We start from the raw sequence: 26,250 nt of genomic DNA on the forward strand, positions 1-26,250 counted from the left end.
CTTTGAGCAATTAAAGGGCAAAGGATGAAAAGCAAAGTTTCCATCCTGACAGACGTTAGCGATTGTGACTTTCAGTGCCTCGATCACTCGGATCAGCGGCAACCACCGGATCAGGTTTCGCTCTCAAAGTTGAGCTTGGACCAGCAGACAAGGCAGGATCACTCGCATCCGAAAATGGAACATCCACATCTTGCGATCGCGAACCCATCCCATAGTCATACGGACCTGTCGCTAAGACTGGATCAGCGTCAAAATTCTCAACCGGAGGGGGCGAGGTTGTCATCCATTCTAAGGTCAACCCCCGCCAAGGATTATCCCCCGCAGGCTCACCCCGCAACCAACTCCAAGTCGCATTGACAATAAACGGCAAGGTTGAAACTGCAAGCAAATAAGCCCCGATCGTACAAATCAAATTCAACGTCGCAAACTTGGGATCGTACTCAGCCACTCGGCGGTTCATGCCTTCGAGTCCCAATTTGTGCATCGGCATAAAGGCTAAGTTAAAGCCTACAAAGCTGAGCCAAAAATGCACCTTGCCCCAAGTCTCATTCATCATTCGTCCCGTGATTTTCGGGAACCAGTGGTAGAATCCGGCATATAGCCCAAACACACTGCCACCAAATAAAACGTAGTGCAGGTGAGCAACAATGAAGTAAGTATCATGGACGTGAATATCAAATGGAACAGAAGCGACCATTACGCCGCTAATACCACCCACCACGAACAGAGAAATAAATCCCATTGCAAACAGCAACGCTGAACTTCCGTCCAACTTGCCCCCCCAAAGCGTCGCCAACCAGCTAAAAATCTTAATCCCAGTTGGAACCGCAATAATCATGGTGGTGATCATAAAGAACATCCGCATCCAGGGCGGTGTTCCACTCGTAAACATGTGGTGAACCCAAACAATCAAGCCCAATCCACAAATTGCCAGACTAGAATACGCGATCGCTTTATAGCCAAAAATTGGTTTCCGAGCGTGAACCGAAATGATATCGGAGATCATGCCAAACACAGGCAAGATCATGATGTAAACAGCGGGATGAGAATAAAACCAGAATAAATGCTGATAAACGATCGGGTCTCCGCCACCCGTGGGATTAAAAAACGCAGTCCCAATCAGCACATCGAACGAAAGCAAAATCAGAGCGCCCGCTAGAACTGGAGTCGCAATCAACGCCAAAATCGAAGTCGCGAACATTGCCCAGCAAAAGAGCGGCATCTGATTCCAGCCCATGCCGGGAACCCGCATTTTCCAAATCGTGACAAGAAAATTAATTGCAGCCAGAATTGATGAAGTTCCCAGTAGAAGCACGCTGAGAATCCAGATCATTTCTCCCGCTTTGCCTGTAATCAAACTAAGCGGCGGATAGTTTGTCCAGCCTGCTTCCGGCGCACCGACGAGGAAGCTACTCATCAACATTAGCCCTGCCGGGGGAATGATCCAAAACGCCAGCGCATTCAGTCTAGGAAACGCCATATCTCGCGCCCCAATCATTAGGGGAACAAGATAGTTGCCAAAGCCACCTGTTCCTGCTGGCACAATCCATAAAAAGATCATCACCGTCGCGTGAACGGTAAACAAACTGTTATAAACTTCGCGGCTCACGAAATCCGAATCCGGAGTTGCTAATTCCGTTCGCACCATCGTTGCCAGCACACCGCCAATCAGGTAAAACGCAAACGTCGTGACCAGGTATTGAATCCCAATCACTTTATGATCGGTACTAAAGCTAAAGTAGCGTCGCCAGTTTCCGGGTTCTTGCCCGTGAGCAGGGCGATTCGCTTGTTCTTGAAATTCGGCTGCTTGTGTCATAACAAATTCTTAAGAGGAATACGCTTCTGAGCCTTCGCTCATCGGGTGAAGCTGGTGCAGCATTTCAGGAGTAACCCCTGCATCCTGAGCATAAGGAGCAAGATATTCCGCATCAGTCATCTGTGCTGGACTGAGCGCGATCGCTCGGTTTTGTTCATCTGCCTGCGCCACTTTCATACTTTGTAGCCAAGCGTCATAGCTTTCTTGCGATTCAACCAAAACATGTGTCTTCATCGCGCCATGATACGCCCCACAAAGCTCAGCACAAATGACTGGATAGTCTCCTTCGACAGTCGGCGTAAACCGAATCTCAGATTGGCGACCCGGCACCGCATCTTGTTTTAAGCGAAACTCAGGAACCCAAAACGCATGCAGCACATCGTTAGCGGTGATATTCATGACCACAGGACGACCCACGGGTAAATGTAACTCACCAGAAATAATTTCGTCTGGGTAAGTAAATAGCCAAGCATATTGCATGCCTGCTGCTGCAATCGTCAGCGGTTCTTTTCCGGCAGGAATCCTGCCAACCTTGGGAGATTCAATGCCCATCACCGGAGCATCACGACGAGCGGGAATGTCTTCTTCAACCGCATCTGTGACTGGATTTTGCTTCACGGCTGTATCTGTGGCTTGATTGGGATCAACGTCTGCGATTAAAGGAGCAGCGATTGCAGATCCCTTCATCTGACGATGTTGTCCATGCGCGACCGAATGATCCATCGGGTCGAAGCCACCTTCAGAATTGTAGATATCAAAGCTATAAATCGAAATGCCTAACACAATGATGGCAGGAATCGCTGTCCAGACAATCTCGAGCGGAATATTTCCATGAACTGGATCACCATCGCTTTCATCACCTGACTTCCGACGAAAACGTAACAATGCGAACACCAATACAAAGTTAACGAGCAGGAAAATACCTGTCCCAATCGTTAACATGGCATTGAATAAATTATCGACCAGTGGCGCAGCTTCTGTCGCCGCCACGGGAAGCAGGTTATGGTTTTGACCATACCAGAGGCTGACAAGCGTCAAAACAATGCCTGCAAGAAGAGTTGAAATTTGACTAGGAATATTCACGGCTCACCCATCTTGCCTTTACGACTTCAAGAGTTCTAGATCCTGGTCTAGTCTCCTTCCACGGTAGGTCAGGTTGCCCAGAAAATGCCCACTTTCAACCTGAACTTTAAGATTTTCTTTGGGATCTAGCTGAAAGTATTACAGGATACCGATTTGGTTTTTCTCAAATCCGAAGAATTCCCAAAGGTCGCAGGCGTTCTAGGATTCCATGTCTAAAGTAGAGCTTAGAGCGGATGCTCTCGCAATTGATAAACTTTTATTTTGTTTTGGACAGTTTTAGTAACCTGCCCCGCGAAATACCTCTATGTCTGATTCATCGTTTAACCCCTCAACGCTCGTTCGACCCGCTGCGGCTCGCAGTTGGATTACGCGGCTCGTCTTTGCGCTCGCGATCTCAACGTTGTTCTTGATGGCACTGGGCAGCGCCACACGCGTCATGAACGCAGGATTGTCTTGCCCGGATTGGCCCTTGTGTTATGGCGAATTTGTCCCTCGTGCGCAAATGAATCTAGAAGTCTTTCTAGAATGGTTTCACCGATTGATTGCAACCTCGATCGGGTTTGGCGCGATCGCGCTAGTGGCAGTCGCTTGGTGGTTCCGGCAAGACCTGCCAAAATGGACACCCTGGGCAACCGTGTTTGCACTATTTCTCGTGGTTTTCCAAGGTGTTTTAGGAGGTCTAACTGTTACAGAATTGTTACGGTTTGACATTGTGACGGCACATCTTGGAACTGGATTACTGTTCTTTAGTACTTTGCTGGCGATCGCAACGTCTTTAATGCCCTATCAGGGAACCGGAACAGTCGGTAAGCTTCGCTGGTTCGGTGTTGCTGCAACTGGCTTTGTCTATCTTCAAAGCATTCTGGGCGGCTTAGTTTCTTCTCAGTGGGCATTGCATCAATGTTTTGGACAATCGCAATTATGCAGCGTGATGAATAGCCACATTGCGGGAATTGTTCCACCGACGATCGCAGTTTTATCTTTGGTGATTTTGGCTTGGCGGACTCCAGCGCTGCATCCTCTCCTCCGTCGTTTAATCAACGTTGCTGGCTTGTTGCTTGTTCTTCAGTTAACTTTGGGCGTTGCAACATTCAAGCTACGGCTACAGGTTGAACCTTTGACGGTTGCCCATCAAGCTACTGGAGCCGCACTGCTTGGGACTTTACTGGTGTTTACGGTTTTAGCGCTGAGAGACTCGACTCCAGCCCTCGAAGCCGAAGCTTAAACCTATAGTTCTACTCTCTCGTTTGACCAGGTATGGAAATGCAAAATTCAGCGACAGGCGTAATTCGCCATAACCAAGATGTTCTGCAAGTGATTAAAAGCTATTGGCAGTTAACAAAGCCAAGAATTATCTTGCTGCTGCTCATCACGACTGCAGGCGGAATGTGGATCGCAGCTCAAGGTCAAGTTGATCCTGTGTTGTTGATCGTAACTTTGTTGAGTGGTACGTTTGCCGCAGGCTCAGCAAATACGATTAATTGTCTGTACGATCGCGATATCGATTACATCATGGAGCGGACTCGCTCTCGTCCGCTCCCTTCTGGGCGGGTGAGTCCCCGAGATGCCTTGATTTTTGCGATTACGTTAGCGGTATTATCATTTGGCTTATTAACCTATTTCGCGAATCTTCTCAGTGCTTGCTTGGCAATGTCAGGCATTTTCTTCTACGTTGTCGTCTATACTCACTGGCTCAAGCGTCACAGCACCCAAAACATTGTAATCGGTGGTGCGGCGGGCGCGATTCCTCCGCTTGTGGGTTGGGCTGCGGTCACAGGGGATCTGAGTTGGGCAGCTTGGGTCTTATTTGCGATTATTTTTCTTTGGACACCGCCCCATTTCTGGGCGTTGGCGATTATGATTCGCGAAGATTATGCCAAAGTTGGCGTGCCAATGTTGCCCGTTGTTGATGGCAATGAACCAACCAGTAAGCAAATTTTTTACTACACGTTGTCTTTGATTCCGGTTTCGCTCTTGCTCGTTTATCCACTGCATGTGATGGGAGCAGTTTATGCGACGATCGCGCTTTTGTTGGGCGGAATTTTTGTTCAGAAAGCTTGGAAGTTGATGCAGGCTCCATCGGATTTGATGGTTGCTCGATCGACGTTCAAATATTCGATTCTGTACTTAATGCTGCTCTGTGCAGGTATGGGAATTGATTCGCTGCCGATGACGCATCAGATGGTTAGCGCGATCGCTCAACACATGCAAACGGTGATTGGAACATTACTGTAGGCATTGCCCAAATTGTAAGAAGTCGGAGTTTTTTCGGAAGCTCCGGCTTTTTTACATGATATGAGCAATGTCTAGCAGAATTTCCTGAAGACATTGAGAAACTCTTTTTGCTTTGTTTGAGCAGAATTTGCGATCGCGCTACGAAACGGCAAAATCAGTGATGCGCTCGTTTCTTGACGCACCAGCCCACATCTAACAAGAGGTAACGATCATTCTCTGTATCAAAAACAAGCTTAAGTTCAACATTTGGCTCTGGATGTTGACTCATCGACTCCGCATACCGCGTGAGCAATGCTTTAATACTCTGGCGATAGTGTTCTAATCTATCCTCAGGTTTTCTACTCAATAACATGCTTCAATTTCACTATTCTTAGATATCTGGGATCGTACTTACTCCCTGAAGACAAAGTAATCTACTCTCATAAGTTCAGGAATTGACCCTACTTCTTTAGGGTGCAGTTGACCATCACGATTCTCGTAGATGCCTCCTAGTCTAAATCCTGAATTTTGAACTCGTTGCGGCTTTGTGTAATCGATGTTGCCATTGTATCCAATTAGATAGTCGCCATCGATCGCAGGATCATACGCGTCGTATTCATGAAAAAGACGATATACAAGGTCGTACCCCTGCTGTAGTTCTTTGTCTGTGAGTTGACGGCGACTTGACCAAAAGTAGGCGGTTTGAGAAGGTTGGTCTGGATCTTCGTCTTCGTCACGTTCTTCTGGTGGAGTAAACCAGACAAATCGCTTTGGCTGAATGCCATATTTGGTCGAGTCGGGAGAATCATCTTCTTCATATTCAAAGAATCGGAAGTACTCGACAAGTTTGCCGTTCTCAATCAAGTCATATCCAATCTTTCCTCCCGTATCACTCACAAGAAATCTGATAATGGGTTGTTTGAGTTGATCTGAGAGTTCAATTAATCCATTTGGTGTCTTGACAGAGGTTTGAGCATATCGAAACCCCTCTGTCATTAATGACCAATCATGCCCAACCAATTGATAAGTGAATAGTGAGTTTCGATAAATCTGGATCTCTGTTTCCAACACGTTGCGAAGCGACTGAACTGCTTTCGTCGCTAGTGCATCTGACAATTGATTCAATGGCACTCTCACTAAAACAACTTCAGCATTTCGATCTAGTGTTTCAATCCCACGTCGCTCAGCATATGGACGAGTAAACTCTGTTGCCGCTCGCTGACTCTGCTGTACCAACTGCTCTAAAAATTCTTGCGACACTTGCCGATTCTCTAAGTTAGTTGTGAGTTGTAAGGTGCCTCTACCTTGTATCCATGAGGATGCTCTGGTATGTTCAATAGACGCAAAGACTGCCAAAGCTAAAGCAAATTGCCAGAGTTTGATCTGCATCTCGATCGACAATTAAAATTGTTAGTTCAAATATACCATGAGATAAAAGTAGCCTGATACTTACATTCCCACCATTTCCAGCATTGATTTCGCTGCCCGACGACAGGCACCAGGTTCTCCTAATCTCCGTCTCATTTCTTGATAATCGGCGATCGTTTTCTCCCGCTTCTCTGTCTGCAACAATTCCATTGCCGATCGCGCTAAATTCTCTGGGGTTGCTGCATCTTGAAGAAACTCCGGCACAATCTCCTTCATACCGACCAAATTCGGGGGCGACGCAAAGGGAATTTCCAATTTCAAAATATGCTCAGCCACCCAAGCCGTAAAAGGGGCTAATCGATACATTACAACTTGCGGAACATTGAGCAGCGCAATTTCAAGATTCACGGTTCCCGATTTCGTAATCGCTAAATCTGCGGCAGCGATCGCGTTCAAGGGTGAACCTTCTACAATCACAGCATTTAAGCCATATTGTGCGATCGCGCTTAAAATTTGCGATCGATACCGTTCCAACGACAAGGGAATCAGAAATTTCACATCGGGAAGTTTCGCCTGAATCTGCTGTGCCGCGCCAAAAATTGCAGGCAGCATGTATTTAATTTCTTGCTGACGCGAAGCAGGAACAAGCACGATCGCCGTTTCATCGGACGAGATCCCTAACTTTTCGCGAGCAGAACTCCGATCAGGTGCATCTTTCATGCGATCAATTAAAGGATGTCCGACAAATTCAGTTTTCGCACCATGTTCGGCGTAGTATTCAGCCTCAGCAGGAAAGATCGAGAGAATGCGATCGCTAATCTGCACAATCCAATCCGTTTTCTTCTGATTAATTCTGACCACCCACTCTTGAGGCGCAATAAAGTACACCGTTGGAATTGTGGGCAAGTGCTTCCGCACATATAAGCCAATGCTGATGTTTGGATCGCTATAATCCATCATCACAACGAGATCGGGCGGATGCGCTTGGAGATATCGCTTGGCTTGTTTCTGAACTTTCAGCGTCGGCAGAAGGTAGGGTAGACCTTCAATAATCCCGATCGACCCAATTCCGACCGTATTGCCGAGAAGTTTTGCACCTGCTGCTGCCATACGATCGCCGCCGAGTGCCAGAATTTCGATATCGATTCCGAGTTCGCTAGCTTGTTCGTAGAGAGCTTTGACGAGTAATGAGCCTTGCAAATCGCCAGAGACTTCGCCCGTGCTAATAAAAATTCGCTTTTTCATAACTCCTTCTGTCTCGATCCTCTGATCCGCAAACACAGCGAATCAGTCCTTCAACGTCGCACTCGGAGTCAATCCTCTACGCCCTGGCAACATTGACAGTTGCAGAAATCGCTGAAAATGCTGGACATGCTCATTTTCGGGCAATAGATCCAATCGCTCTAACGCCTCATTCATCGCCAAGCCCGATCGAAATACAGTACGATACGCTTTTTTCAACAAACTCAAATCTTCTGACGAAAACCCCGATCGCTGCGGGCCGACCTGATGAAATGCCCGAATCCGAGACGGATTTCCTTCAACAATCACAAACGGTGGCACATCTCGATCGATGCGACTCATGCCTCCAATCATCGCATGTCGCCCAATCCAGACAAACTGATGAATGCCCATCACGCCACTCAATCTCGCCTTCGATTCAATATGCACATGTCCCGCCATCTGCACCGAATTGGCAATAATCACTTGATCCTCAATCACGCACTCATGCCCCACATGCACATAAGCCATGAGCAGATTGCCATTACCGATGAGCGTAATGCGATCGGCAAAGGTCGGGCGGTGAATCGTGACATATTCTCGGATCTGATTGCCGTTGCCGATTCTCACTAGCCCCCGCGATCCGTCGTATTTCAAATCTTGGGGTTCAAGCCCGATTGCAGCACCCGGAAAAATCTGATTCCGCTCCCCAATCTCAACCCACCCTTCAATCACCGCATGATGCCCAACACTTGACCCCGCACCAATCTTTACGTGTTCTCCAATCACAGCATATGCGCCAACTTGGACGGTTGGGTGAAGTTGAGCATTCGGGTGAATTACAGCGGTCGGATGGATCAAGGTTGGGGCCATAGCGAAGGGTAGAAGGGTTAAAAGGAAGACATAGCCGCGATCGATACATAGGCTCAGATCGCACTAATCTTAATCGACTAGCGCAAACATTAAATCACCTTCACACGCAAGTTGTCCGTCAACTTCGGCACGACCGCGCATCTTTCCAAATCGACGACCCTTGACTGAAAGCAGTTCCACAGTCATAACCAGTTGATCACCTGGCACAACCGGACGACGGAATCTAACACCATCGATTCCAGCAAACATGAACAAGCCCTCTTGCACATCTGCCATTTGAGTTAAAACAACGCCACCAACCTGTGCCATCGCTTCAACAATCAGCACACCCGGCATAATCGGGCGACCTGGAAAGTGCCCTTGAAACTGAGGCTCATTAAACGAGACATTCTTAATTCCAACCGCCAATTTTCCAGGCACAAAATCGATAATGCGATCGACTAAAGCAAACGGATAGCGATGCGGCAGAAGCTGATGAATCTCCTCAGTGGTGAAGGTTTTCTTCACTTCAGGCTCAGCGGGAGTCTCAACATTTTCGAGCGGTGCAGTATGGGTTTCGATCACGGTTGTCATGGGCGGGTAAGGAGTATAGAACTAAAAATGTGCAGGTAAAATCTCAGACAGTTGACGCACGAGTTGAGTATGCAATTCATGACTCGCCTTGTACGCCAAAAAATGAGCCGTTGGCAACGTCCCCAATAAACTGAGATCTCCTATTAAGTCTAGAAGTTTATGGCGCGCTGGTTCATTTGAAAAGCGCAAAGGTGGATTTATCCATCCTTCACTACTGCAAACCAACGCATTTTCAAGTGATCCGCCTTTAATTAAACCATTCGCTCGTAACTGTTCGATCTGATGAGCTAATCCAAATGTTCTGGCTGGAGCAATTTCGGTGGCAAATGTCTCTGGATCAAATTTCCAACTGTGCCATTGATTTCCGATCGCGCTGAGATCAAAATCAATGCCATAAGAAAATCGCAGTTCGCTCGATGGCAATGCCGCCACAAATGCATCGCCATGACGCACGAATACAGGCTCGGAAATGACGATCGCAGATTTCTCTTCGGTCTGCTCGACAATTCCTGCTTGGGCGATCGCGCTTGTCCACGATCGCGCAGAGCCGTCTAATAAGGGAATTTCCGCTCCATCAACTTCAATGCGAGCGTTATCAATGCCCATGCCTGTGAGAGATGCCAGCAAATGCTCGACTGTGCGAATTCTGGCATCTCCATTTACCAGTTCGGTTGACAGCATCGTTTCACGCACCGACTCAATTCGAGCCGGAATCTCAGGCACACCAGGTAAGTCTGTCCGAACAAAATATCGTCCTCGTCCTGGCTCAGCAGGTAACACTCTCGCTGTCGTTTCTTCGCCGCTATGCAGTCCGACTCCATAACAAGAGAAGCTTTGACAAAGTGATCGTTGCACCTGTCGAGTCTTGCGCCCCTGATTCTGCGTGCTTACCATGTTTAGAATCGCTCCCCAAAGCCGAAGCGAATGTTGTTGCCGCCTTGATCATTCCAACCAAAGTCGATCCGAATTGGACCTAAGGGCGATCGCACTCTCACGCCAACTCCATAGCCCAAACCGCTGCCAGGTTTCCCCCGCACACCTGCCGGATTTCCTGGAACCTTATCGCCTGATCCGAGATCAGTCGCGGCATCGACGAATAGCGCGCCCGAAATAATCGAGAAGATCGGGAATCGGTATTCTGCGGTCGCTTGCAAGTAGCTCTTACCACTTCCGACATCGCCTTCATCGTAACCGCGTACCGAGTTGGTTCCACCTAACGGGAACGCTTCATACGGCGGCACATCTCCCAGGATTGTTCCACCTTGAATGTTGAACGCAAAGGCTTGGGCACAGCGCCCTTGAGGTTGGTTCTGCAAATCAACTCGACGGGTATCGCGATCGCGACATTCAGGCGTAAATTTCGTCAATCGAGTCGGAATGTAGAAGCTATAACTTCCCCGCAATCGGTTGAAGAAAATACTGCCTGACCCAATCGGTAGCGATTGTTCGGTACTAAATTGCAGAACGGAGCCGCCTGTCGGTTGCAGAAAATCATTTCTGCGATCGCGTCTCAGTACTAACTGCCCGGTGAACAAATCATCTTTACCCGAAGGATCAAAGGTCAGCGGGTTGCCCAATTCATCGACTCGGCGACGAATTCCATCTGCATCGGTTGCGGTGACTCGTTGATACTGTAATCCGAGTGAAGCTGTCCATTCGGCTCGCTCAAACACATTGCGCGACAGCGGACGGGCAAAGCTAATGCCGCCACCTGTACGATTAATTCTGGGTCGATCGCGATCTTCATTTCCCAGTCGAACTTCGGGATCACCCCCATCAAAAATCAGCGAAATTGTTCTGCGTCGGAACACACTCAAAGTGTAAGAAGTCCGGTACGGATCACCTGCAATCCAAGGATCAGTAAACGACAGTTCATACTGCTGATCTCGCTGACCAATTTGCACTTCAGCATTCAGTTTTTGATTGTTCCCGCCAACGTTTTGCTGTCCATAGCTGAGACTTCCAAAGAAGCCACTAGCTGAACTAAAACCGCCCGCAAGCCCGATGTTCCCGGTATTTTTCTCGACCGCATTTACGACAAGAACCACTTTTCGGCGATCTTCACCCACATCCAAAGACGGACGGAGATCTTCAAACAGTCCCAGTCCAAATAGCCGTTGGAAATCGCGCTCTAAAATTTGACGGTTAAAAACTTGTCCAGGCTTTAATTCGAGTTCGCGCGTAATAATAAAGTCCCGCGTTCTACCCCGAATCGGATTGCCTTTGGCATCGCGATCGCTGCCTTCTTTATTAATAAATCGAACCTGAATCCGCTCGATTTCACCTTCTGCGACCTGCAAGACAACCGTTCCGTCTGGGTTAATCTGCGGCTGTTGTGCATTAATCACCTGCGCCAAGACAAATCCACGATCTTGGTAGTATTTCGTCAGTTCTTGAATGCCGCTCTGCAAATCTCGGAAGTTCGTAATCTTGCCGTACTGAGGGCTAAAGATTCGATTGACCACATCTGCGGGGACGACTTGGCTGCCTTCAAGCTGTACCGACTTCAACGGCGGATTCGCAGTTACTTCAAACGTGACCCGCACTCCAAGCGGTGTATCTTCCGGGGTCGCTCTCACATTCGAGAAGAATCCAGTCGCAAAGATGGCGTTGATATCATTTTGCAACTGCGATCGCGTTGTTGTCCGTCCGGGCTGAGTTTGAATCACGCGATAGACTTCTTGCTGCAATTCCCCGTCAACACCTGAGACAACGACTTCAGACACTAACACTCTTGGCTCAGCTTCAGCGGGAGGTTGGGTCGGTTGTCCGGGTTGGGAAGTTGGCTGCTCTGGTTGAGGAGTTGGCTGCCCTGGCTGTAAAGGCTGGGTTGGAACCGCTTCTGAAGGCGTTTCTGAAGGAGTCTGCTGTCCTTCAGGCGTAATCGGTGCGGTTTCTGGAACCGTTGGAAGAGTCGGCGTAGTCGGCGTGATGGGAGCCGTTGGATTAATTTGAATCCGATCGGGCGTTTCTTGCTCGATCGTTCCTGCCTGAGCGATTACTGGAGCCATTTTTCCGTTCAGTCGCGTCTCGACAGGCTGGCTCGTCTGCATTGCAGGAGTCGTTTTCACAACGACATCTTTTGCAGAAGGTTTAGATTTGGAAACGGTCGATCGATCCGTCAATTTAGCTGGCTGAAGGGGCGATTTTGCCTCAGCAGAATGCGACAAGCCAAGCGTTGCCGTCAACGCAACCGCAGCCATCACAACAGGAGATAAGCGCATAGTATTCACAGTTTTTCGCACGTCCTCACACTCTTTCTGCTCAAAGCAGACACAACAACATCACAGAAGTTAGTCACGATCCCGCTAATCGGCAAGATTGTACCGCACCCTGAGTATCAATACCCATCCATGTGAAGGATTTTCAACTGGCTGATGCTGCATTTTTCAACATTTTGCAGATCATACCGTCTGACCTAGCACCCTTTCCATTACTTGCCGATAAGCACCTTCCACATTTCCCAAGTCCCGCCGGAAGCGATCTTTATCTAAGACGCGACGATCGGGATCGGTTTCGGATTGATCCCAGAGCCGACAGGTATCCGGGCTGATTTCGTCTGCCAGGATAATTTCTCCGTTCGAATCTGTTCCAAATTCCAACTTAAAGTCCACCAATGTAATGCCACATTGCTGAAAGAAAGTTTGCAAGACCGAGTTAATCTGGTTTGCCATTTGAATCAGTTGCTCGATTTGCGCGGCTGATGCGAGATTGAGCACTCGCAGTCGATCGGGAGTCAATAAGGGATCTCCGAGCGCGTCGTCTTTGAGATAGAACTCGACGAGGGGGGGATTGAGGGTCGTGCCTAACTTCAGTCCTGTTTGTTGACAGAGACTTCCGGCTGCAATGTTCCTGACGACGACTTCTAAGGGGATAATTTTGACGGCTTTGACCCGCATTTCGTTGCCTGAAGTCTGCTCGATGAAATGAGTTGGGACTCCATTGGCAATCATCAATTTGAAAAGATGGGTGGCGATCGCGCAATTCATTTCGCCTTTGCCCTGAATGCTGCCGCGTTTCTGAGCATTAAAAGCCGTCGCGTCGTCTTTGAAATATGTCAGCAAAACTTCTGGATCTTCTGTAGCGTAGAGAATCTTAGCTTTGCCTTCGTAGAGTTTTTGACCAACAGACATGGGACGACAAGAATTTTAGAACGCTCATCATTGTACAACTCCGGAACGTGGCATGAGTGAATCATGAATCTGTTCGTGCGATCGCACCCTCGATCATACGCAATAGATTTCTGCGGTTTCCGAAGTGCGATCGCGGTTCGACGTTCGGAAAACTCAAACCGATTACAATGACAGGTAACAACTTCCGTGTTTTTGAAGAGATGACCCTTCAAGAGTTACAAAAACAAGTGCTGCAATTGTCAACTCACGATCGCTGGCAACTGGTTCAAGCGCTTTTAGAGTCTTTGAAGCAAGAAACTGAACCGAAACCGAAGCGGGGAAATCTGTCACGTCTGAAAGGGATTGCCAAAACTTCAGACGTCGGGAGCGATGCTCAGGAAGAATATGTAGATTATCTGAGCGAGAAATATAAGTAATGCGGGTTCTAGTTGATACGAATGTTGTTCTCGACTTTTTGCAGGGGCGAGAACCCTTTTTAGAACATGCCGCAAGATTATTTGAGCGAATTGATTCTGGAGAAATCGAAGGGTTGATTGCTGCAACAACGATTACGAACATTTACTATATTGTTCGTCGCGCATCAGGAAGAGAGGTTGCTCAAGATGCAATCGCTCAAGTCCTGACGGATTTAACGATCTGTGCTGTTGATTTGGAAGTAGTGCAGCAGGCGTTAGCATTAAACTTCAATGATTTTGAAGACGCAGTACAGTATGTCTGTGCAACGGTGTATCAAGCCGATGCAATTGTCACACGAGATGTCAGAGGGTTCATTGACGCTGAGATCCCCGTTGTCTTGCCTGAAAATCTTGAAGTGACTGGGTGATAAAGCTCGGTCTCCGAACGTTGCGCCTCTAGAGCCTATTGATTGGCAACAGCAGCTTATCTTCAATTTCCTGCCTCACCTCCTCACTGACTCTCCCCTCCTTCAGCAATTCGACCAGAAATTCGTTGGCATCGTAGTACTGCCATAGAGCTTGACTCTGGAATTTGGTGAGCTGCCAGTCTTCACCAATATTCAGATGGTCGATCATTACTTGCCGCAATGCTTGAGTCCACCGCTGCCCTTCCTTATGCCACCAATGCTTGAAAGACTCAAAATCCTGCTTACACAAGTTTTGGGGTAACTGTTCTCTAAGCTGTTGTAGCTCATCCAATAGTTTCGAGTTGAGGTCGAGAGCAAGGTCGGGAGCAAAATCGAGGTCGAGGTCGCAGGCAAGGTCGAAGTCGCGAGCAAGAGCAAGATCGCGGGCAAAGTCGAGGTCGAGGTCGCGGGCAAAATCGAGGTCGAGAGCAAGGTCGAGAGCACAGTCAAAGTTGAGGTCGCAGGCAAAGTCGAAATCGTGAGCAAGGGCAAGAGCAAGAACAAGGGCGAGGGTAAAGTAAAACGCCCGAAGTGCAGAAGGCTTGTATGGTGAATTAACAGATTCAGCTTTTTGACAAACCCACATCAGAAACCTTTGGTTCTTGTCATTTTGCGAGATAAATTGATCAATCGCCTGTTTAATCAGTTTGAGCAATTTGTCAGACGGCTGAAATTTAACGAGTTGCTTCACCCGCTCTTGCCACTGAGGATCTGCAATTTTATTAGCAAGTTGCTCAGAAGAAAGTTGAGTCAGCCACTGTACAATGAAGTGTTCTTGAAAAGTGAGATGAGAAAACGACCATAGCTGATCGGCTCTCTCAACAAGCAATCCATGTTGCGCCTCGATCGCCCGCAATACCGCTTCTCCATCACTCGTTTTTTTAAGCTTGAGAAGTTTGACTATCTGCTGCGTCAGAACTTCCTGCTCAAACAACACAAAGTTCTTTGGATTCTCAAATTTCCAAGCTGCAATATTAGTGAGCAGTTGCTTCTTCTGATCCAGAGTAAGGGCACGATAGACTTCGTTTCCCATCTCCCATTCAGGAATTTCTTTCCACTCATTCCATCGTTCCAAGAGTAAATTGATTCCCTGGTTATAAAGCGAAGTCGTTTGAGTCGGTAATTCTCCTGTATCCTCAAAAACCCAGCACATCAAACTCAATAGCACTGGCGTGACAGTCAATTCTTTAAGGGCTGGATTTTGATTGATCGCATCCGCAAATTTTTGCCATTGCTGCTCAACTTCGTTTTTCGTCAATCCACTCGCACAAAACCAATTTTCGACAAATCGCTGGACTTGCTCTGGTGTGAAGTCTGCCACCTCGACAGCCATAAAGCCCTGCGGCATTTCTCCAGTAATTATCTGGGTTCGACAGGTCAGAATAAATCGATTCCCCGCATTTTCTGGCTTTTTAGCAAGCTCGCACACCTGCCTTTGGACGCTGCCTCGAAATCCACTGCTTGGCACTTCATCTAGCCCATCCATCAAAATCAGCAGTTGCCCTTGCTTTAGCAACTTTTCTGTTTGCTGAGGGGATAGCTCTAGCTGTTCAGCGATCGCATCTAACAGTTTCCAATCTCTTGATCGAATCTGTCGCAGTTCGATCAAGACAGGAATCAAATCTGATTGAAATTTCTCCTTGCTGCAATCTACTGCCAAATGCTTGAGGAACGTTGTTTTCCCCGCCCCTGGTTTTCCTAGAATCAGCAAGCGATTTCTTTGATTCGCAATCTCCATTCCGTCAGCCCGAATATCGCGATCGCCCATCCCCAAGCGATCGTTCCGCAAATCAAACAACGCCCACATTTTCAAGCCTGGCTGTAATGTCTGAGGTGGACGCTTCAGTAGCCACACATCAACATAGAGCTGATCGACCATAATCTCAGTTTGGTTCAACAGTCGAATCGAGTTGTACTGAGAAATCATCGTTTGGCGACAGCGCGATCGAATTTCTTCGATCGTCTCTTTCCTCTGAGATGTAGGTTTTGGAATCGAGCGAACCTCTTTCAGTTCCTTCGCTACTCTACGAATTTCTTGAGCGATAGCTAGAAATGCTTCGTCTCGATTCTCCCACTGAGTAACTGATTTTATGCCTTCACCCGGCTTGCTCGGAATTGCTTGCAGTTGATCTAAGGGAGCAAATTTCCATTCACAAGGGCGAACAATAATTGGAACAACGCGGGCTTTGCCTTGCTGATGTCGCTCGATCGCATGACTCAGTTCGGAATCGTAACAGTAGTCAGAAGCAATGAAATTTGGGCTAATCAGCAACAGAATAATTTCAGCAGTATGGAGATTACCAATCGCTTGTGCCCTATCCGTTCCGGCAGTAATATCCCTAGCGCTCCAAGTATCGATGAAGCCCTGACGTTTCAGCAAAGCAAGATGCGTATCGAGTTCATCGCAGAAGATTTCGTCTCTGGTCGCATAAGAAATGAAAAGCTTCAGGGTCATGGGGCAATACTCATCATCGATCGAAGAGAATGAGAGAATTCTTTCTTCTCAATGTAATCAATCCAAGGTCTTTCAGTCTAATTTGAAAAAATTACGATCGCGCACCACTAACCCCTGAATCTCTGCGATCACACTCATGAGTCAATTGAGCGATCGCCATCAAAAAAGCCGCATCCTCATCAGATTGCGGCTTCTCATCACAAATCCATCCGTCGTTCTAACTCAGACCCGTCGGCTTGCTGCCAAAATCTACAGAAACGGGATTGCAGCCCGGAAAATTGACCGCATCCTCATCAAGAAAACCAGCGATCGCCATTTCAATCACAGCCTCAACGGGAAAATTCACCTGCGCCGCATAAGTTAAAAGCCCCAACCGAATCTTCTCCGGCAGTCCATCTAGAAATGCTTGAGCTACCTCTGGGCTAAGATGTTCACGAGTTTGGGCTTGCATAATTATTCCTCCCGCTTCTTACGAACGTTATAGCGTGGCTGTGCAGATCGGATCATCAGTGTTTCGAGTCGATCGCCCTCTCGAAAAGACTGAATCGTGAGCAGTTCTACCGCAATACGGATATCAAAAGGACTGTAACAATCCAGAAACGCCCAAAAAAAAGCCTTATGCCCATTATCTCGAAATCGCCGCCGCAGACTCACCGCTAACCCAATATACAAGATTCCTTCTGCTCGATGGCGCACAGCATACAACCCACCGACAGCAGGCATATTTCTAAACTCACGACTTAGCGGATAGCACTCATCAAAAGGCATCAAGGATAGCCGATTTAGAATGGTTTGGGCTTCTTCCTCTAATTGCATCGTGGTAAAGCCGCCTCTTGAAATAGATGTTCGTAAGGCGCAATTTTACCACTGTAAGATTGTAGGAAGAATAAACCCCTTAAAAGTCACACCTACTAGCCAGATGAGGGATGAACCATGACTTCCAGCAGTGTCGAATCCTTCAATCCAGAACCAGAAACCATCGAGCATTTAAGCCCAGTTGCAGCCCGGATGATGGTAGCCGCATTTCCGCCCCACATTCAGGCAGCATTAAACGACGCGCTAAAGCCATTAACTATCCCGTAGAAGCTGTGTTAGAAATGGCAATTGTAGGTTTCCTCGACGGAGAAGCCCTAAGTTTCGTCGATTGTAAACCTCGATATTAGAGTTTGCGATCGCACTCATTCGCCATTGCATCGATCACTGAACCGTGATTTACGATCGCGAGAACGATTATTGCAAGTTGAACAGCTTGGGTTAGCAAGGATTCCAGATTAAGATGAAACTGCACGCCTATGTGACTCGATCAAATGAGCGCTCAAAACTATCCCTTTGCTCAGGAATTCATTACAGATGCGGAAGGACAAATTCGCAAGGTTGTGATTGATATTACGGATTATCGGAAGTTAATTGAAGCGATCGAAGATGAAGGACTTTATCGCGCCATGCTCGAAGCCCGTCGCGAGGAGCCTCTGAGTTTAGAAGAAGCCCGCAAGGAAATGGAAAAAGAGTGAATGTTGAATACTTGCCTAAATTTCTGAAAGACTTGAAGGCACTCAAAAGTAGTACAGGATTTGAATCTATAAATTCGCTCGTATTTGATGAGATTCCTAAATTTGAGCGATTGGAAGACATCAACAATCTGAGCAAACTTAATGGATTTGATAATGCTTATCGAATTCGTGTAGGAGATTACCGCATTGGCTTCTTCTTTGAAGAGAACACTTTGACGTTTGCTCGTGTTTTGCATCGGAGCGAGATTTATCGGTATTTTCCTTAGAAATGGCGGAAAGCTGGAAATCTATTTACCAAATCTTCGCCATCCGCAGCACAAATCCTGGTAATTCTGGATCACCGCTCACCATCTCAGGTTGCTCCAAAATCTCAGGCGATTGACCCCGACGATAAACGTGAACCGTCGTGTTTTTGCGATCGATCAAAAACCCCAACACTGCCCCATTCTCAATGTACTCTTGCATCTTCGCTTGCAGTCTGCTCAGCGTATCACTCGAAGACCGAAGTTCAATCACAAAATCAGGACAAATCGGCGCAAACGAAGCTTTTTGCTCATCAGTTAACGCATTCCACCGCTCTGATCGAATCCAGGAAGCATCTGGCGATCGTGTCGCCCCATTCGGCAACGTAAACCCTGCACTCGAATCAAACACCTCCCCCGTCCCATCCTGCTCAGCCCACACCCCAAGCTGCGCCGTAATCTTAGCATTTCGATTGCCCGTATCCGAGAAAGCAGGCGGCATAATAATCACTTCTCCCTTCGCCGTCCGCTCAATTCGCAAATCCCGATTCGCTAGGCAAAACTCATAAAACTGCTTGTCTGTCATCTGTACCAGCGCCGGAAAGCTAACGGTTAAAGGAATTGGCTCCGATTGAATCAGCAACGTCGTCATGATTCCTGCTCCCGACTCAGTACATTTACACTTCAAATGTAATCCTAATTCTAGACGAACTGATTCCGAACTCACGAGCCAATTGAGCGATCGCCCACCTTTCACCCAAATCCTCAGACCTTCTTGTGTAGAATCATCGCCATTACGAACCGAGAAAACTAATCATGAAAGTTTTACTTCGACTCCGGGATGCACTTCTCACCGTTCCAACGTGGAGAGATTGGCAAGAAGCGCTCGTACTCCTCACACTCTTCGGCGCAATTTATTTACCGATCGGTTTCAGCCTAAACTTCCTCAAGTTCCAACCCGAGTCAAACTGGCAAACGATCATTGCCGTTCTCTTCAGTTCGTTCTGGATGCCGGGAGTAAATGAAGAACTTTTATTTCGAGGCTTGCTGATTCCTCGGACTGGATCGCAAAAATGGGCGATCTCTTTTAGTTGGCTTTTATTTTTGGTCTATCACCTGCATCCCTTCGTGCCTGCATTCTTCCGAACACCTGCTTTTTTGATCGGCGCAGGACTGGTGGGAATTGTTTGTACGGTTTCTTACCTTAGAAGCAAATCGATCTGGAGCGCGATCGTCATTCATTGGTCAATCGTTGCTACTTGGCTGTTAGTGCTAGGTGGATTAGATTTATTTCGATTGCAGAGATAGCAATTGGAAATTCATAAACTTGGCGACTTCGCGATCGCATCCAAAATATCCTGAAGATAGTCCTCCGTATATCGTTGACTCACAGATAAACAACCTCTGCTAAAATCCGTTCCCCAATCCGAGGCTTCAAGCCAGATTTATGAACTAAATCCACTTTGATGCCGAGACTATCACTGAGGTAGTTCTCTAAAGTGACAAATTTCAATAAACTGGGTATCTCAGAAAACTCCACCAGCAAATCAACATCACTCGTTTCTGTCTGCTCTTGCCTTACATAAGAACCAAAAATTCCCAATTCTTTCACGTGATAGCGCTCTTGCAGAATTGGCTTATGCAGCACCAGCCATTGTCGAATTTCCTCTAAATTTTTCATCGCATTTTATCTGGCTCATCTTCTAGATCCTAATTCATCGGTCGATCGCAGTAGACGATCGACCCATTCACCCGGAAAATAGCGAATCATAACCTGAGAGATCCTGTAAGTTATGCTAGCAAAATGCTTTCACAACTTTTGATTACGTCGATCGCGCCTCAGATCACGGTATTGTGATCAATAGCGATCGAGAAAATTCTTTTTTAACAATGACCCTAGTTCCTCACAAGAAAGCAAAAGCGCTAAAACCGTCGAGCCGTCGTCCTGCGAAAGAACTGTGCAGCGAATGTGGATTGTGCGACACCTACTATATTCACTACGTTAAAGAAGCCTGCGCGTTTATCAATCAGCAGATCCCCGAACTCGAAACTCAAACGCACGGACGCAGCCGAGATCTAGAAAACGAAGACGATCTGTATTTCGGAGTCAGCCAAGACATGATGGCAGCCCGCAAAACAGAACCGATTCCCGGAGCACAATGGACAGGAATTGTCAGCACGATCGCCATTGAAATGCTGACTCGCGGCATGGTCGAAGGGGTCGTCTGCGTTCAAAATACCGAAGAAGACCGATTCCAACCCAAACCCATCATCGCCACAACACCCGAAGAAATTCTCGCAGCTCGGGTCAATAAGCCAACACTTTCCCCGAATCTCTCAGTTTTAGAGCAGATCGAACAATCGGGAATGAAACGGCTTCTCGTCATCGGAGTCGGGTGTCAAATTCAAGCTTTGAGAGCCGTTGAGAAAAAACTGGGGCTTGAGAAGCTTTATGTTTTAGGCACACCTTGCACCGATAATGTCACCCGTGCAGGCTTGCAGAAATTCTTAGACACCACCAGTCGATCGCCCGAAACCGTGGTCTACTACGAATTCATGCAAGACTTCCAAGTGCATTTCAAACACGAAGACGGCTCAACTGAATTAGTCCCCTTCTTTGGCTTGAAAACAAACGAACTCAAAGACGTGTTTGCACCCTCTTGTCTCAGTTGCTTTGACTATGTAAATTCGTTAGCCGATTTAGTCGTTGGCTATATGGGTGCGCCGTTTGGGTGGCAGTGGATTGTCGTGAGAAACGATCGCGGACAAGAAATGCTCGATCTCGTTCAAGACCAGATTGAAACTCAACCCGTGATATCAAAAGGCGATCGACGTCAAGCTGTCCAGCAAAGTATTCCGGCTTACGATAAAGCAGTCACATTACCCATGTGGGCAGCAAAGCTGATGGGTGTTGTAATTGAGAAAATCGGACCGAAAGGATTGGAATATGCGCGTTTCTCGATCGATTCTCATTTCACTCGCAATTATTTGTATGTGAAACGCAATCATCCTGAAAAACTAGAGCAACATGTTCCCGACTATGCAAAACGCATCGTCGAACAATATAAATTACCGGATTGAAGCTGTTAGAAGTTGGAGTGCTTCAACAACTCCAACTTCTAACCCCACTGAACAAAAGCTACACCTCAACTTTTTGCGGTTGCTGTTGTTCCATGCCCAGCAGCGAAGTTGCCTCAGCTACCTGCTTCCCTTCATTCATCAAGTAGTCGTAGAACGCCTTCGCGATCGCAGAAAGCTGCTTTCCAGACGGATGCACCACATACCAAGACCGCTCGATCGGGAAGCCTTCAACATCCAAAATCGTCAGTTGATTATTTAACCCTTCCAGCGCCAGCGTATGCTTCGAGAGAACAGATAATCCCATTCCACCCGCGATCGCCTGCTTAATCGCCTCATTGCTGCCCAAATCGAGCTTCACCTTCAAGGGCAACCCGTGAGCATCAAACAACTTCTGCACCGCCTTCCGCGTCCCCGATCCGGGTTCCCGCATAATAAACGGCTCCTCACAAATCCGTGAAATCGGAATATTCTTCTCATGTGCGAGCGGATGCGTCCGGGGAGCAAGTACCACCAGCGGGTTCTCCATAAATGGCTCACAATGAGCATCCGAATCATCCGGCAACTGACTCAGAATGTACAAATCATCCCGATTATCTGCCAAGCTATCTAGCACGTACTGATGGTTCGTTACCGTCAGCGACACATCGATCCCTGGATACCGCTGACAAAACGGCCCCAAAATTCTCGGAATCACATACTTCGCAGTGGTAACGACCGCAAGGCGCAACGTCCCCTGCTTCAACCCTTTGAGATCAGCCACCGAAATCTGAAACTGATCCAGCCGTTCAAACACATCTCGACAAGTCGAGTACAACTCTTTGCCCGCTGCCGTCAGATACAAACGTTTACCGACTTGTTCAAAGAGCGGCAATCCAACTGTTTTCGACAGTTGTTTGACTTGCATCGAGACGGTTGGCTGAGTGAGAAACAATTCCTCAGCGGCGCGTGTAAAACTACTATGACGTGCGACCGCTTCAAAAACTTTTAGTTGGTGCAATGTAGCATTTTGCAAAGCGAACTCTCCTAATTCGAGAAATGGCAGATTGACAAGCGGAAAAAACTTTTAATCGGAGCATCAAAAAACCACTGTATAGAATCAAATCTATGTTTTTCATAGACAACAGTGATTTTTTCTTATAGGTTTTGTAGCTATGATAATGCATAAGAGCATATTGCTCCCTTCCAATCTGGCGTTGTACGATTCAAAGTTTTGTCGGAGCGAGTCGCAGATTGTAGTTTTTGCAGTCCGTTGCTTCCCTTCAGTCTATGGCGTGCAACGCTTTCCTTATGGCTGCTAACAGAGATTTTCTAACTGAACTGAATTAGCGTCCGGTTGGTATGTGATGCTAATGGTGTGAAAAATTCTAGCCTCCCTTTTGTCCTTTATTTTGCGATCGCACTATGGCAGACATTGTTGATATTGCAGTTGGCGCGGGTTCGTTTACGACATTAGTAACGGCAGTTCAAGCCGCGAATCTAGTCGATGCGCTGAAAAGCCCGGGACCATTTACGGTGTTTGCACCGAACGACGAAGCGTTTGCTAAGCTTCCTCCTGGAACCATTCAAACGTTAGTGCAAAACATCCCTCAATTAGCTCGCATCCTGACGTTTCATGTCGTAGCTGGTAAGTACATGAAAGCCGATTTAGAGAAACTCGGATCGCTGCCTTCGCTCGAAGGCTCACCGATTCCATTTCATTTTGAGGATGGGTTCGAGGTGAAGAATGCAACCGTCTTAGCAGCAGATATCGAGGCAGATAACGGCGTGATTCATGTGATTGATACCGTGATTCTGATGGGTTAGATATCGGGTGAGTTTGAAAGAACGATCGTCATTTAGACGATCGTTCTTTTTTGTGGAATGAAGCTACGTTGTCAGGCATATCGCCCTCTGCAATTCCTGACAACAGCGCGTCATTTTACCGATAATCCTGGCTTTGAATCTCCCGGATTCGGGATTCTGGGCGCAAGAATCGATCCAACTGAGATTCAAAGAACCGTCGATTCGCCATCAAGTGATTCGGATTTGTATCATCCAATGGATACAGCAATGCACAGCGTAATGCCTGAATCACGGCAGAGGTGACACAATACATCGATCGCTGAAAACTGACGGCAAGCTGCACCAGCATGTCATCCTCACCGCGACAATGCTGCTTATAATAGTCCACCAAATAAGGCGGCAAGAAGTGCAACATATCCTGAGCTAAGAATGTCGGCGGAATTCCAGCCGTTCCCACTGGAAACTTGTCCGCATACAGAACACCGTAATGGAAGTCCTTTTGATCGTCAGGAACCTGTTTTGCCTGAGCGTTGTAGGACTTCGTACCTCGGAACGGAGACGTTCTGTAAAAGACGGCTTCTACATAAGGCAACGCTGCCTCATATAACCAGGTGAATCCTTTTGACTTAGGAATAATTTCAAAGCATTCACCATCAATGTACACATGATGATAAATTGGGCGACCTGCGATCGCGAAAATTCCATTCACAAGGAAGTCCATCGCTTGCGGGACAGTCGCTATCTTCCCTTCATCATACAAATCTGACATCTCGAAGAATACAGGAGCCATCACTTCCCAGAACAATCCGAGATTCGCATAGTACGATGCTTGACGGCACTGTTCCATAAACATATCTGGGAACAGCTTGTACAAGCCTGCCATCACTGGATTCTTACGGAAATAAGCCTTGATGGCGCGATCGGCATTCGCCTTGTATTCATCGCTATCGAGATACGGATCGAACTGATTCACCGGAACATACATGCCACGATGCCACAACATCGATCGCATACATTCTTCCGCAAACTCCATGTTGATGCGATCGTGCCAAAGGTGATGGAATGCGCGCGGCAATTTCTGATTGAGTTCGCCCTTTTCCATAAACTCAATCAGTTCTGGATGCGCTTCTGCTGTGCCTCGCCAAATCCGCAGATCAGCGTCATCGCCTGCATAGTGATTGTGGCGCTTCATATACTCATCGGAGATGAAATATTTGAAGATGGGCAGCGGATTCAGAAACACTTGCTCACCGATATAGAGCAAATCGCGCCAGTAAAAATCCATTGGCACAGCATACGCTTTGTATAGCCCAATAATCTGCATCAGATTCTCAGGCGTATCGGGAAGCATTGCACCCCCTGCTTCCAAACGATGAATCACGTCAGCAAAAGGATGCTGTGATGGGGGCAGCTTCGTGCGAGGAGCGGGCATGTTCATGGTCAGTTCTCTCCTGGATCAAGAATGCAAATGAGCGATCGATGATGGGTATCCGACCGTACTAGGAACGATCAGCAGAATTAAAAGCAACTTGCTCGGCTTGAGGTAAAGCAGCCGTGACGAGAGCCTTGGTCGTCTGCTCACTCCAGCACACTAACCAAGTTGGCTGAATTCCAAGCCAAAAGATCAATGCAGTCAAAGCTAAAGCCGGAACATACTCGACAAATCGCACCTTCGGGAAGTAAGCCGTCTTGTTGTCTAACTTTCCAAAACAAGTCCGATTCAGCAGAATCACAAAGTAAACCGCAGTCAGTCCTGTCCCCAGAATCGCGATCAAGGTTTGCCACGGGAACCGAGCAAAACTACCTTGGAACACCAAGAACTCAGCAACAAAGCCTGCTAATCCTGGAATCCCAGCACTCGCCATTGCAGCCAGAATCAACAAAGCACTCGTCAGCGGCAGCCCCCGAATCGGATTCAGCAGCCCGTTGAGAATATCGCGATCGCGCGTTCCAGTCTTCGCCTCAACTAATCCAACCAGATAGAACAAGAGCGCCAAGATTAACCCGTGAGCCACCATCTGCGACACTGCGCCCACCATTGCGAGCGGAGTCAAAGCAGCAGCACCGAGCAACACATAGCCCATATGCGCGATCGAGCTAAATGCGACCATTCGCTTAATATCATGCTGCGCGAGTGCAGACAAAGCACCATATAGAATCGAAACGGCTGCAATAATCGCTAATCCAGGACTGACAAGCTGCCACGAGTCTGGAAATAAGCCCAAGCAGAATCGAACTAAACCGTAAGTTCCAAGCTTCGCCAAAATTCCACCTAGCAAAATTGCAACGGGAGTCGAAGCTTCGACATACGTATCTGGTAGCCAAGTGTGCAGAGGCACGAGAGGCGTTTTGATTCCAAATCCAACCAGCAATAGGGTCAACAGAATTAACTGCGCGTTTTGTGGCAAAGCAGCAACATTGATATCTGCATAATCAAAGCTAGGTGCATGACTTAACCAAGTCACGCCCAGGAATCCTGCCAAAATCAGCATTCCAGACATTGCGGTGTAAATCAGAAACTTCATTGCCGCATATTCGCGCTTCTGTCCACCCCAAATCAGAATCAGCAAGTAGAAAGGCACTAATTCCAATTCGTAGAACAAGAAGAACAGCAGCAGATTCTGAGCTAGGAATGCCCCTGCAACACCCGCATTCACAATCAGGAGCATCGAATAAAACAAGCGAGGACGTTGTAGAACTTCCCCAGTTTTCAATCCGAACGTGCCACTAAATGCCACAAGTGCCGTAATCAAGCTGCCTAATGCCAAGAGAGGAAGAGACAACCCATCCACTGCCAAACTGTAGCTAATTCCCAACGTTGGAATCCAAGCGTGATATTCCTGCATTTGGAATCCAGGAACGCTGAGATTGAAATTGAACATTAGCACAATCGTCCAAAGCAAAATTGCGCTAGAGACTGCGATCGCACTGGTTCGAGCTTGTTTTTCAGACAAATTTGGGACTAACCCAATGACTAACGCCCCAATGAGCGGTAGCCAAATCAAAGGACTCAGCATCATAATGTTTTCCTTTCGC

General features: G+C 47.5%; 28 protein-coding genes. 10 read left to right on the plus strand and 18 right to left on the minus strand.

The window, feature by feature from the left end; genetic code table 11:
* Window positions 1-55: 55 nt before the first annotated feature.
* Together ctaD and J0L70_RS09180 are read right to left on the minus strand one after the other, a co-directional pair.
* On the minus strand, window positions 56-1,816 hold the full coding sequence (ctaD, locus tag J0L70_RS09175; protein ID WP_017290203.1) for a cytochrome c oxidase subunit I: 1,761 nt from the start codon (window positions 1,814-1,816) through the stop codon (window positions 56-58).
* Between the two features lie 9 nt (window positions 1,817-1,825).
* On the minus strand, window positions 1,826-2,899 hold the full coding sequence (locus tag J0L70_RS09180; protein ID WP_287454148.1) for a cytochrome c oxidase subunit II: 1,074 nt from the start codon (window positions 2,897-2,899) through the stop codon (window positions 1,826-1,828).
* Between the two features lie 304 nt (window positions 2,900-3,203).
* Between J0L70_RS09180 and J0L70_RS09185 the strand changes: the two genes are divergently transcribed.
* Window positions 3,204-4,124, plus strand: a complete 921-nt coding sequence (locus J0L70_RS09185; RefSeq protein WP_287454150.1) for a COX15/CtaA family protein — start codon at window positions 3,204-3,206, stop codon at window positions 4,122-4,124.
* 38 nt (window positions 4,125-4,162) lie between these two features.
* The gene (locus J0L70_RS09190) at window positions 4,163-5,134 is read left to right on the plus strand and encodes a heme o synthase (RefSeq protein WP_326498280.1); all 972 of its coding nucleotides are present in this window, start codon (window positions 4,163-4,165) and stop codon (window positions 5,132-5,134) included.
* A 154-nt stretch (window positions 5,135-5,288) separates the two neighbouring features.
* On the opposite strand, the gene J0L70_RS09195 is transcribed toward J0L70_RS09190, so the two are convergent.
* The 8 genes from J0L70_RS09195 to purC form a co-directional block, all read right to left on the minus strand.
* Entirely contained in the window at window positions 5,289-5,486 is a 198-nt protein-coding gene (locus J0L70_RS09195) for an element excision factor XisI family protein (RefSeq protein WP_287454152.1), read from the minus strand.
* A gap of 38 nt (window positions 5,487-5,524) precedes the next feature.
* The gene (locus J0L70_RS09200; protein ID WP_287454153.1) at window positions 5,525-6,502 is read right to left on the minus strand and encodes a hypothetical protein; all 978 of its coding nucleotides are present in this window, start codon (window positions 6,500-6,502) and stop codon (window positions 5,525-5,527) included.
* A gap of 60 nt (window positions 6,503-6,562) precedes the next feature.
* Window positions 6,563-7,726: a lipid-A-disaccharide synthase gene (gene lpxB, locus J0L70_RS09205; RefSeq protein WP_287454154.1), complete on the minus strand. Its 1,164-nt coding sequence runs from the start codon at window positions 7,724-7,726 to the stop codon at window positions 6,563-6,565.
* 42 nt (window positions 7,727-7,768) lie between these two features.
* A complete protein-coding gene (gene lpxA, locus J0L70_RS09210) occupies window positions 7,769-8,575 on the minus strand; it encodes an acyl-ACP--UDP-N-acetylglucosamine O-acyltransferase (RefSeq protein ID WP_017290208.1) in 807 nt (268 codons plus the stop codon).
* A 69-nt stretch (window positions 8,576-8,644) separates the two neighbouring features.
* Window positions 8,645-9,148: a 3-hydroxyacyl-ACP dehydratase FabZ gene (gene fabZ, locus J0L70_RS09215; protein WP_017290209.1), complete on the minus strand. Its 504-nt coding sequence runs from the start codon at window positions 9,146-9,148 to the stop codon at window positions 8,645-8,647.
* 21 nt (window positions 9,149-9,169) lie between these two features.
* The gene (gene lpxC / locus J0L70_RS09220; protein WP_287454155.1) at window positions 9,170-10,042 is read right to left on the minus strand and encodes a UDP-3-O-acyl-N-acetylglucosamine deacetylase; all 873 of its coding nucleotides are present in this window, start codon (window positions 10,040-10,042) and stop codon (window positions 9,170-9,172) included.
* 2 nt (window positions 10,043-10,044) lie between these two features.
* The gene (locus J0L70_RS09225; RefSeq protein WP_287454156.1) at window positions 10,045-12,372 is read right to left on the minus strand and encodes a BamA/TamA family outer membrane protein; all 2,328 of its coding nucleotides are present in this window, start codon (window positions 12,370-12,372) and stop codon (window positions 10,045-10,047) included.
* A gap of 180 nt (window positions 12,373-12,552) precedes the next feature.
* Window positions 12,553-13,281: a phosphoribosylaminoimidazolesuccinocarboxamide synthase gene (purC, locus tag J0L70_RS09230; protein ID WP_190653051.1), complete on the minus strand. Its 729-nt coding sequence runs from the start codon at window positions 13,279-13,281 to the stop codon at window positions 12,553-12,555.
* A 56-nt stretch (window positions 13,282-13,337) separates the two neighbouring features.
* Here purC and J0L70_RS09235 point away from each other — a divergent pair, with 56 nt between their 5' ends.
* Both J0L70_RS09235 and J0L70_RS09240 read left to right on the plus strand, forming a co-directional pair.
* Complete coding sequence (locus J0L70_RS09235) at window positions 13,338-13,697, plus strand: hypothetical protein (RefSeq protein WP_287454158.1); 360 nt, start codon at window positions 13,338-13,340, stop codon at window positions 13,695-13,697.
* A complete protein-coding gene (locus J0L70_RS09240; protein ID WP_287454160.1) occupies window positions 13,697-14,104 on the plus strand; it encodes a type II toxin-antitoxin system VapC family toxin in 408 nt (135 codons plus the stop codon). Before J0L70_RS09235 ends, J0L70_RS09240 begins: the two co-directional genes overlap by 1 nt.
* A 28-nt stretch (window positions 14,105-14,132) precedes the next feature.
* Here the strand turns inward: J0L70_RS09240 and J0L70_RS09245 are convergent, their stop codons facing one another.
* From J0L70_RS09245 to J0L70_RS09255, 3 genes are all read right to left on the minus strand, one after another.
* Window positions 14,133-16,598: a TIR domain-containing protein gene (locus J0L70_RS09245; RefSeq protein WP_287454161.1), complete on the minus strand. Its 2,466-nt coding sequence runs from the start codon at window positions 16,596-16,598 to the stop codon at window positions 14,133-14,135.
* 217 nt (window positions 16,599-16,815) lie between these two features.
* Complete coding sequence (locus tag J0L70_RS09250; RefSeq protein WP_017290216.1) at window positions 16,816-17,049, minus strand: hypothetical protein; 234 nt, start codon at window positions 17,047-17,049, stop codon at window positions 16,816-16,818.
* A gap of 2 nt (window positions 17,050-17,051) precedes the next feature.
* The gene (locus J0L70_RS09255) at window positions 17,052-17,414 is read right to left on the minus strand and encodes a GIY-YIG nuclease family protein (RefSeq protein WP_017290217.1); all 363 of its coding nucleotides are present in this window, start codon (window positions 17,412-17,414) and stop codon (window positions 17,052-17,054) included.
* Window positions 17,415-17,531: 117 nt separating this feature from the next.
* Here J0L70_RS09255 and J0L70_RS09260 point away from each other — a divergent pair, with 117 nt between their 5' ends.
* From J0L70_RS09260 to J0L70_RS09270, 3 genes are all read left to right on the plus strand, one after another.
* Complete coding sequence (locus tag J0L70_RS09260; RefSeq protein WP_287454163.1) at window positions 17,532-17,681, plus strand: hypothetical protein; 150 nt, start codon at window positions 17,532-17,534, stop codon at window positions 17,679-17,681.
* 224 nt (window positions 17,682-17,905) lie between these two features.
* Window positions 17,906-18,109, plus strand: coding sequence for a RelB antitoxin-like protein (locus J0L70_RS09265; RefSeq protein WP_017290220.1), 204 nt, complete (start codon window positions 17,906-17,908; stop codon window positions 18,107-18,109).
* Window positions 18,106-18,375: a type II toxin-antitoxin system RelE family toxin gene (locus J0L70_RS09270; protein WP_287454164.1), complete on the plus strand. Its 270-nt coding sequence runs from the start codon at window positions 18,106-18,108 to the stop codon at window positions 18,373-18,375. The genes J0L70_RS09265 and J0L70_RS09270 overlap by 4 nt, the downstream gene beginning before the upstream one ends.
* A 25-nt stretch (window positions 18,376-18,400) precedes the next feature.
* Here the strand turns inward: J0L70_RS09270 and J0L70_RS09275 are convergent, their stop codons facing one another.
* Complete coding sequence (locus tag J0L70_RS09275) at window positions 18,401-19,003, minus strand: Uma2 family endonuclease (protein WP_287454165.1); 603 nt, start codon at window positions 19,001-19,003, stop codon at window positions 18,401-18,403.
* Window positions 19,004-19,167: 164 nt separating this feature from the next.
* Here J0L70_RS09275 and J0L70_RS09280 point away from each other — a divergent pair, with 164 nt between their 5' ends.
* Window positions 19,168-19,659, plus strand: a complete 492-nt coding sequence (locus J0L70_RS09280) for a CPBP family glutamic-type intramembrane protease (protein ID WP_287454166.1) — start codon at window positions 19,168-19,170, stop codon at window positions 19,657-19,659.
* A gap of 79 nt (window positions 19,660-19,738) precedes the next feature.
* Here J0L70_RS09280 and J0L70_RS09285 read toward each other — a convergent pair whose 3' ends face one another.
* On the minus strand, window positions 19,739-20,032 hold the full coding sequence (locus J0L70_RS09285; protein WP_190653044.1) for a nucleotidyltransferase family protein: 294 nt from the start codon (window positions 20,030-20,032) through the stop codon (window positions 19,739-19,741).
* A gap of 209 nt (window positions 20,033-20,241) precedes the next feature.
* Between J0L70_RS09285 and J0L70_RS09290 the strand changes: the two genes are divergently transcribed.
* The gene (locus tag J0L70_RS09290; RefSeq protein ID WP_287454168.1) at window positions 20,242-21,432 is read left to right on the plus strand and encodes a Coenzyme F420 hydrogenase/dehydrogenase, beta subunit C-terminal domain; all 1,191 of its coding nucleotides are present in this window, start codon (window positions 20,242-20,244) and stop codon (window positions 21,430-21,432) included.
* Window positions 21,433-21,490: 58 nt separating this feature from the next.
* Here the strand turns inward: J0L70_RS09290 and J0L70_RS09295 are convergent, their stop codons facing one another.
* Window positions 21,491-22,444 carry a LysR family transcriptional regulator gene (locus J0L70_RS09295; RefSeq protein ID WP_017290226.1) on the minus strand — a complete coding sequence of 318 codons (954 nt, stop codon included), beginning with the start codon at window positions 22,442-22,444 and terminating at the stop codon, window positions 21,491-21,493.
* 389 nt (window positions 22,445-22,833) lie between these two features.
* On the opposite strand from J0L70_RS09295, the gene J0L70_RS09300 reads away from it, so the two are divergent.
* Entirely contained in the window at window positions 22,834-23,235 is a 402-nt protein-coding gene (locus tag J0L70_RS09300) for a fasciclin domain-containing protein (RefSeq protein WP_017290227.1), read from the plus strand.
* A 115-nt stretch (window positions 23,236-23,350) separates the two neighbouring features.
* Here J0L70_RS09300 and J0L70_RS09305 read toward each other — a convergent pair whose 3' ends face one another.
* Window positions 23,351-24,652 (minus strand): CO2 hydration protein, encoded by a 1,302-nt coding sequence (locus J0L70_RS09305; RefSeq protein ID WP_287454170.1) that lies wholly within the window; start codon window positions 24,650-24,652, stop codon window positions 23,351-23,353.
* 61 nt (window positions 24,653-24,713) lie between these two features.
* Entirely contained in the window at window positions 24,714-26,234 is a 1,521-nt protein-coding gene (locus J0L70_RS09310; protein WP_017290229.1) for an NADH-quinone oxidoreductase subunit M, read from the minus strand.
* Window positions 26,235-26,250 lie beyond the last annotated feature (16 nt).

Source organism: Leptolyngbya sp. UWPOB_LEPTO1, assembly GCF_017302695.1.
Taxonomy (GTDB): domain Bacteria; phylum Cyanobacteriota; class Cyanobacteriia; order Leptolyngbyales; family Leptolyngbyaceae; genus Leptolyngbya; species Leptolyngbya boryana.

Bases quoted from the DNA above. Each gene is read 5' to 3' on its own strand.
- J0L70_RS09190 (WP_326498280.1), top strand. From the start codon at position 4,163: ATGCAAAATTCAGCGACAGGCGTAATTCGCCATAACCAAGATGTTCTG.
- J0L70_RS09245 (WP_287454161.1), bottom strand. From the start codon at position 16,598: ATGACCCTGAAGCTTTTCATTTCTTATGCGACCAGAGACGAAATCTTC.
- lpxC (WP_287454155.1), bottom strand. From the start codon at position 10,042: ATGGTAAGCACGCAGAATCAGGGGCGCAAGACTCGACAGGTGCAACGA.
- fabZ (WP_017290209.1), bottom strand. From the start codon at position 9,148: ATGACAACCGTGATCGAAACCCATACTGCACCGCTCGAAAATGTTGAG.
- J0L70_RS09195 (WP_287454152.1), bottom strand. From the start codon at position 5,486: ATGTTATTGAGTAGAAAACCTGAGGATAGATTAGAACACTATCGCCAG.
- J0L70_RS09185 (WP_287454150.1), top strand. From the start codon at position 3,204: ATGTCTGATTCATCGTTTAACCCCTCAACGCTCGTTCGACCCGCTGCG.
- J0L70_RS09305 (WP_287454170.1), bottom strand. From the start codon at position 24,652: ATGAACATGCCCGCTCCTCGCACGAAGCTGCCCCCATCACAGCATCCT.
- J0L70_RS09300 (WP_017290227.1), top strand. From the start codon at position 22,834: ATGGCAGACATTGTTGATATTGCAGTTGGCGCGGGTTCGTTTACGACA.
- J0L70_RS09280 (WP_287454166.1), top strand. From the start codon at position 19,168: ATGAAAGTTTTACTTCGACTCCGGGATGCACTTCTCACCGTTCCAACG.
- J0L70_RS09225 (WP_287454156.1), bottom strand. From the start codon at position 12,372: ATGCGCTTATCTCCTGTTGTGATGGCTGCGGTTGCGTTGACGGCAACG.
- J0L70_RS09275 (WP_287454165.1), bottom strand. From the start codon at position 19,003: ATGACGACGTTGCTGATTCAATCGGAGCCAATTCCTTTAACCGTTAGC.
- J0L70_RS09250 (WP_017290216.1), bottom strand. From the start codon at position 17,049: ATGCAAGCCCAAACTCGTGAACATCTTAGCCCAGAGGTAGCTCAAGCA.
- J0L70_RS09240 (WP_287454160.1), top strand. From the start codon at position 13,697: ATGCGGGTTCTAGTTGATACGAATGTTGTTCTCGACTTTTTGCAGGGG.
- J0L70_RS09285 (WP_190653044.1), bottom strand. From the start codon at position 20,032: ATGAAAAATTTAGAGGAAATTCGACAATGGCTGGTGCTGCATAAGCCA.
- J0L70_RS09260 (WP_287454163.1), top strand. From the start codon at position 17,532: ATGACTTCCAGCAGTGTCGAATCCTTCAATCCAGAACCAGAAACCATC.
- J0L70_RS09290 (WP_287454168.1), top strand. From the start codon at position 20,242: ATGACCCTAGTTCCTCACAAGAAAGCAAAAGCGCTAAAACCGTCGAGC.
- J0L70_RS09265 (WP_017290220.1), top strand. From the start codon at position 17,906: ATGAGCGCTCAAAACTATCCCTTTGCTCAGGAATTCATTACAGATGCG.
- ctaD (WP_017290203.1), bottom strand. From the start codon at position 1,816: ATGACACAAGCAGCCGAATTTCAAGAACAAGCGAATCGCCCTGCTCAC.
- lpxB (WP_287454154.1), bottom strand. From the start codon at position 7,726: ATGAAAAAGCGAATTTTTATTAGCACGGGCGAAGTCTCTGGCGATTTG.
- lpxA (WP_017290208.1), bottom strand. From the start codon at position 8,575: ATGGCCCCAACCTTGATCCATCCGACCGCTGTAATTCACCCGAATGCT.
- J0L70_RS09200 (WP_287454153.1), bottom strand. From the start codon at position 6,502: ATGCAGATCAAACTCTGGCAATTTGCTTTAGCTTTGGCAGTCTTTGCG.
- purC (WP_190653051.1), bottom strand. From the start codon at position 13,281: ATGTCTGTTGGTCAAAAACTCTACGAAGGCAAAGCTAAGATTCTCTAC.
- J0L70_RS09310 (WP_017290229.1), bottom strand. From the start codon at position 26,234: ATGATGCTGAGTCCTTTGATTTGGCTACCGCTCATTGGGGCGTTAGTC.
- J0L70_RS09255 (WP_017290217.1), bottom strand. From the start codon at position 17,414: ATGCAATTAGAGGAAGAAGCCCAAACCATTCTAAATCGGCTATCCTTG.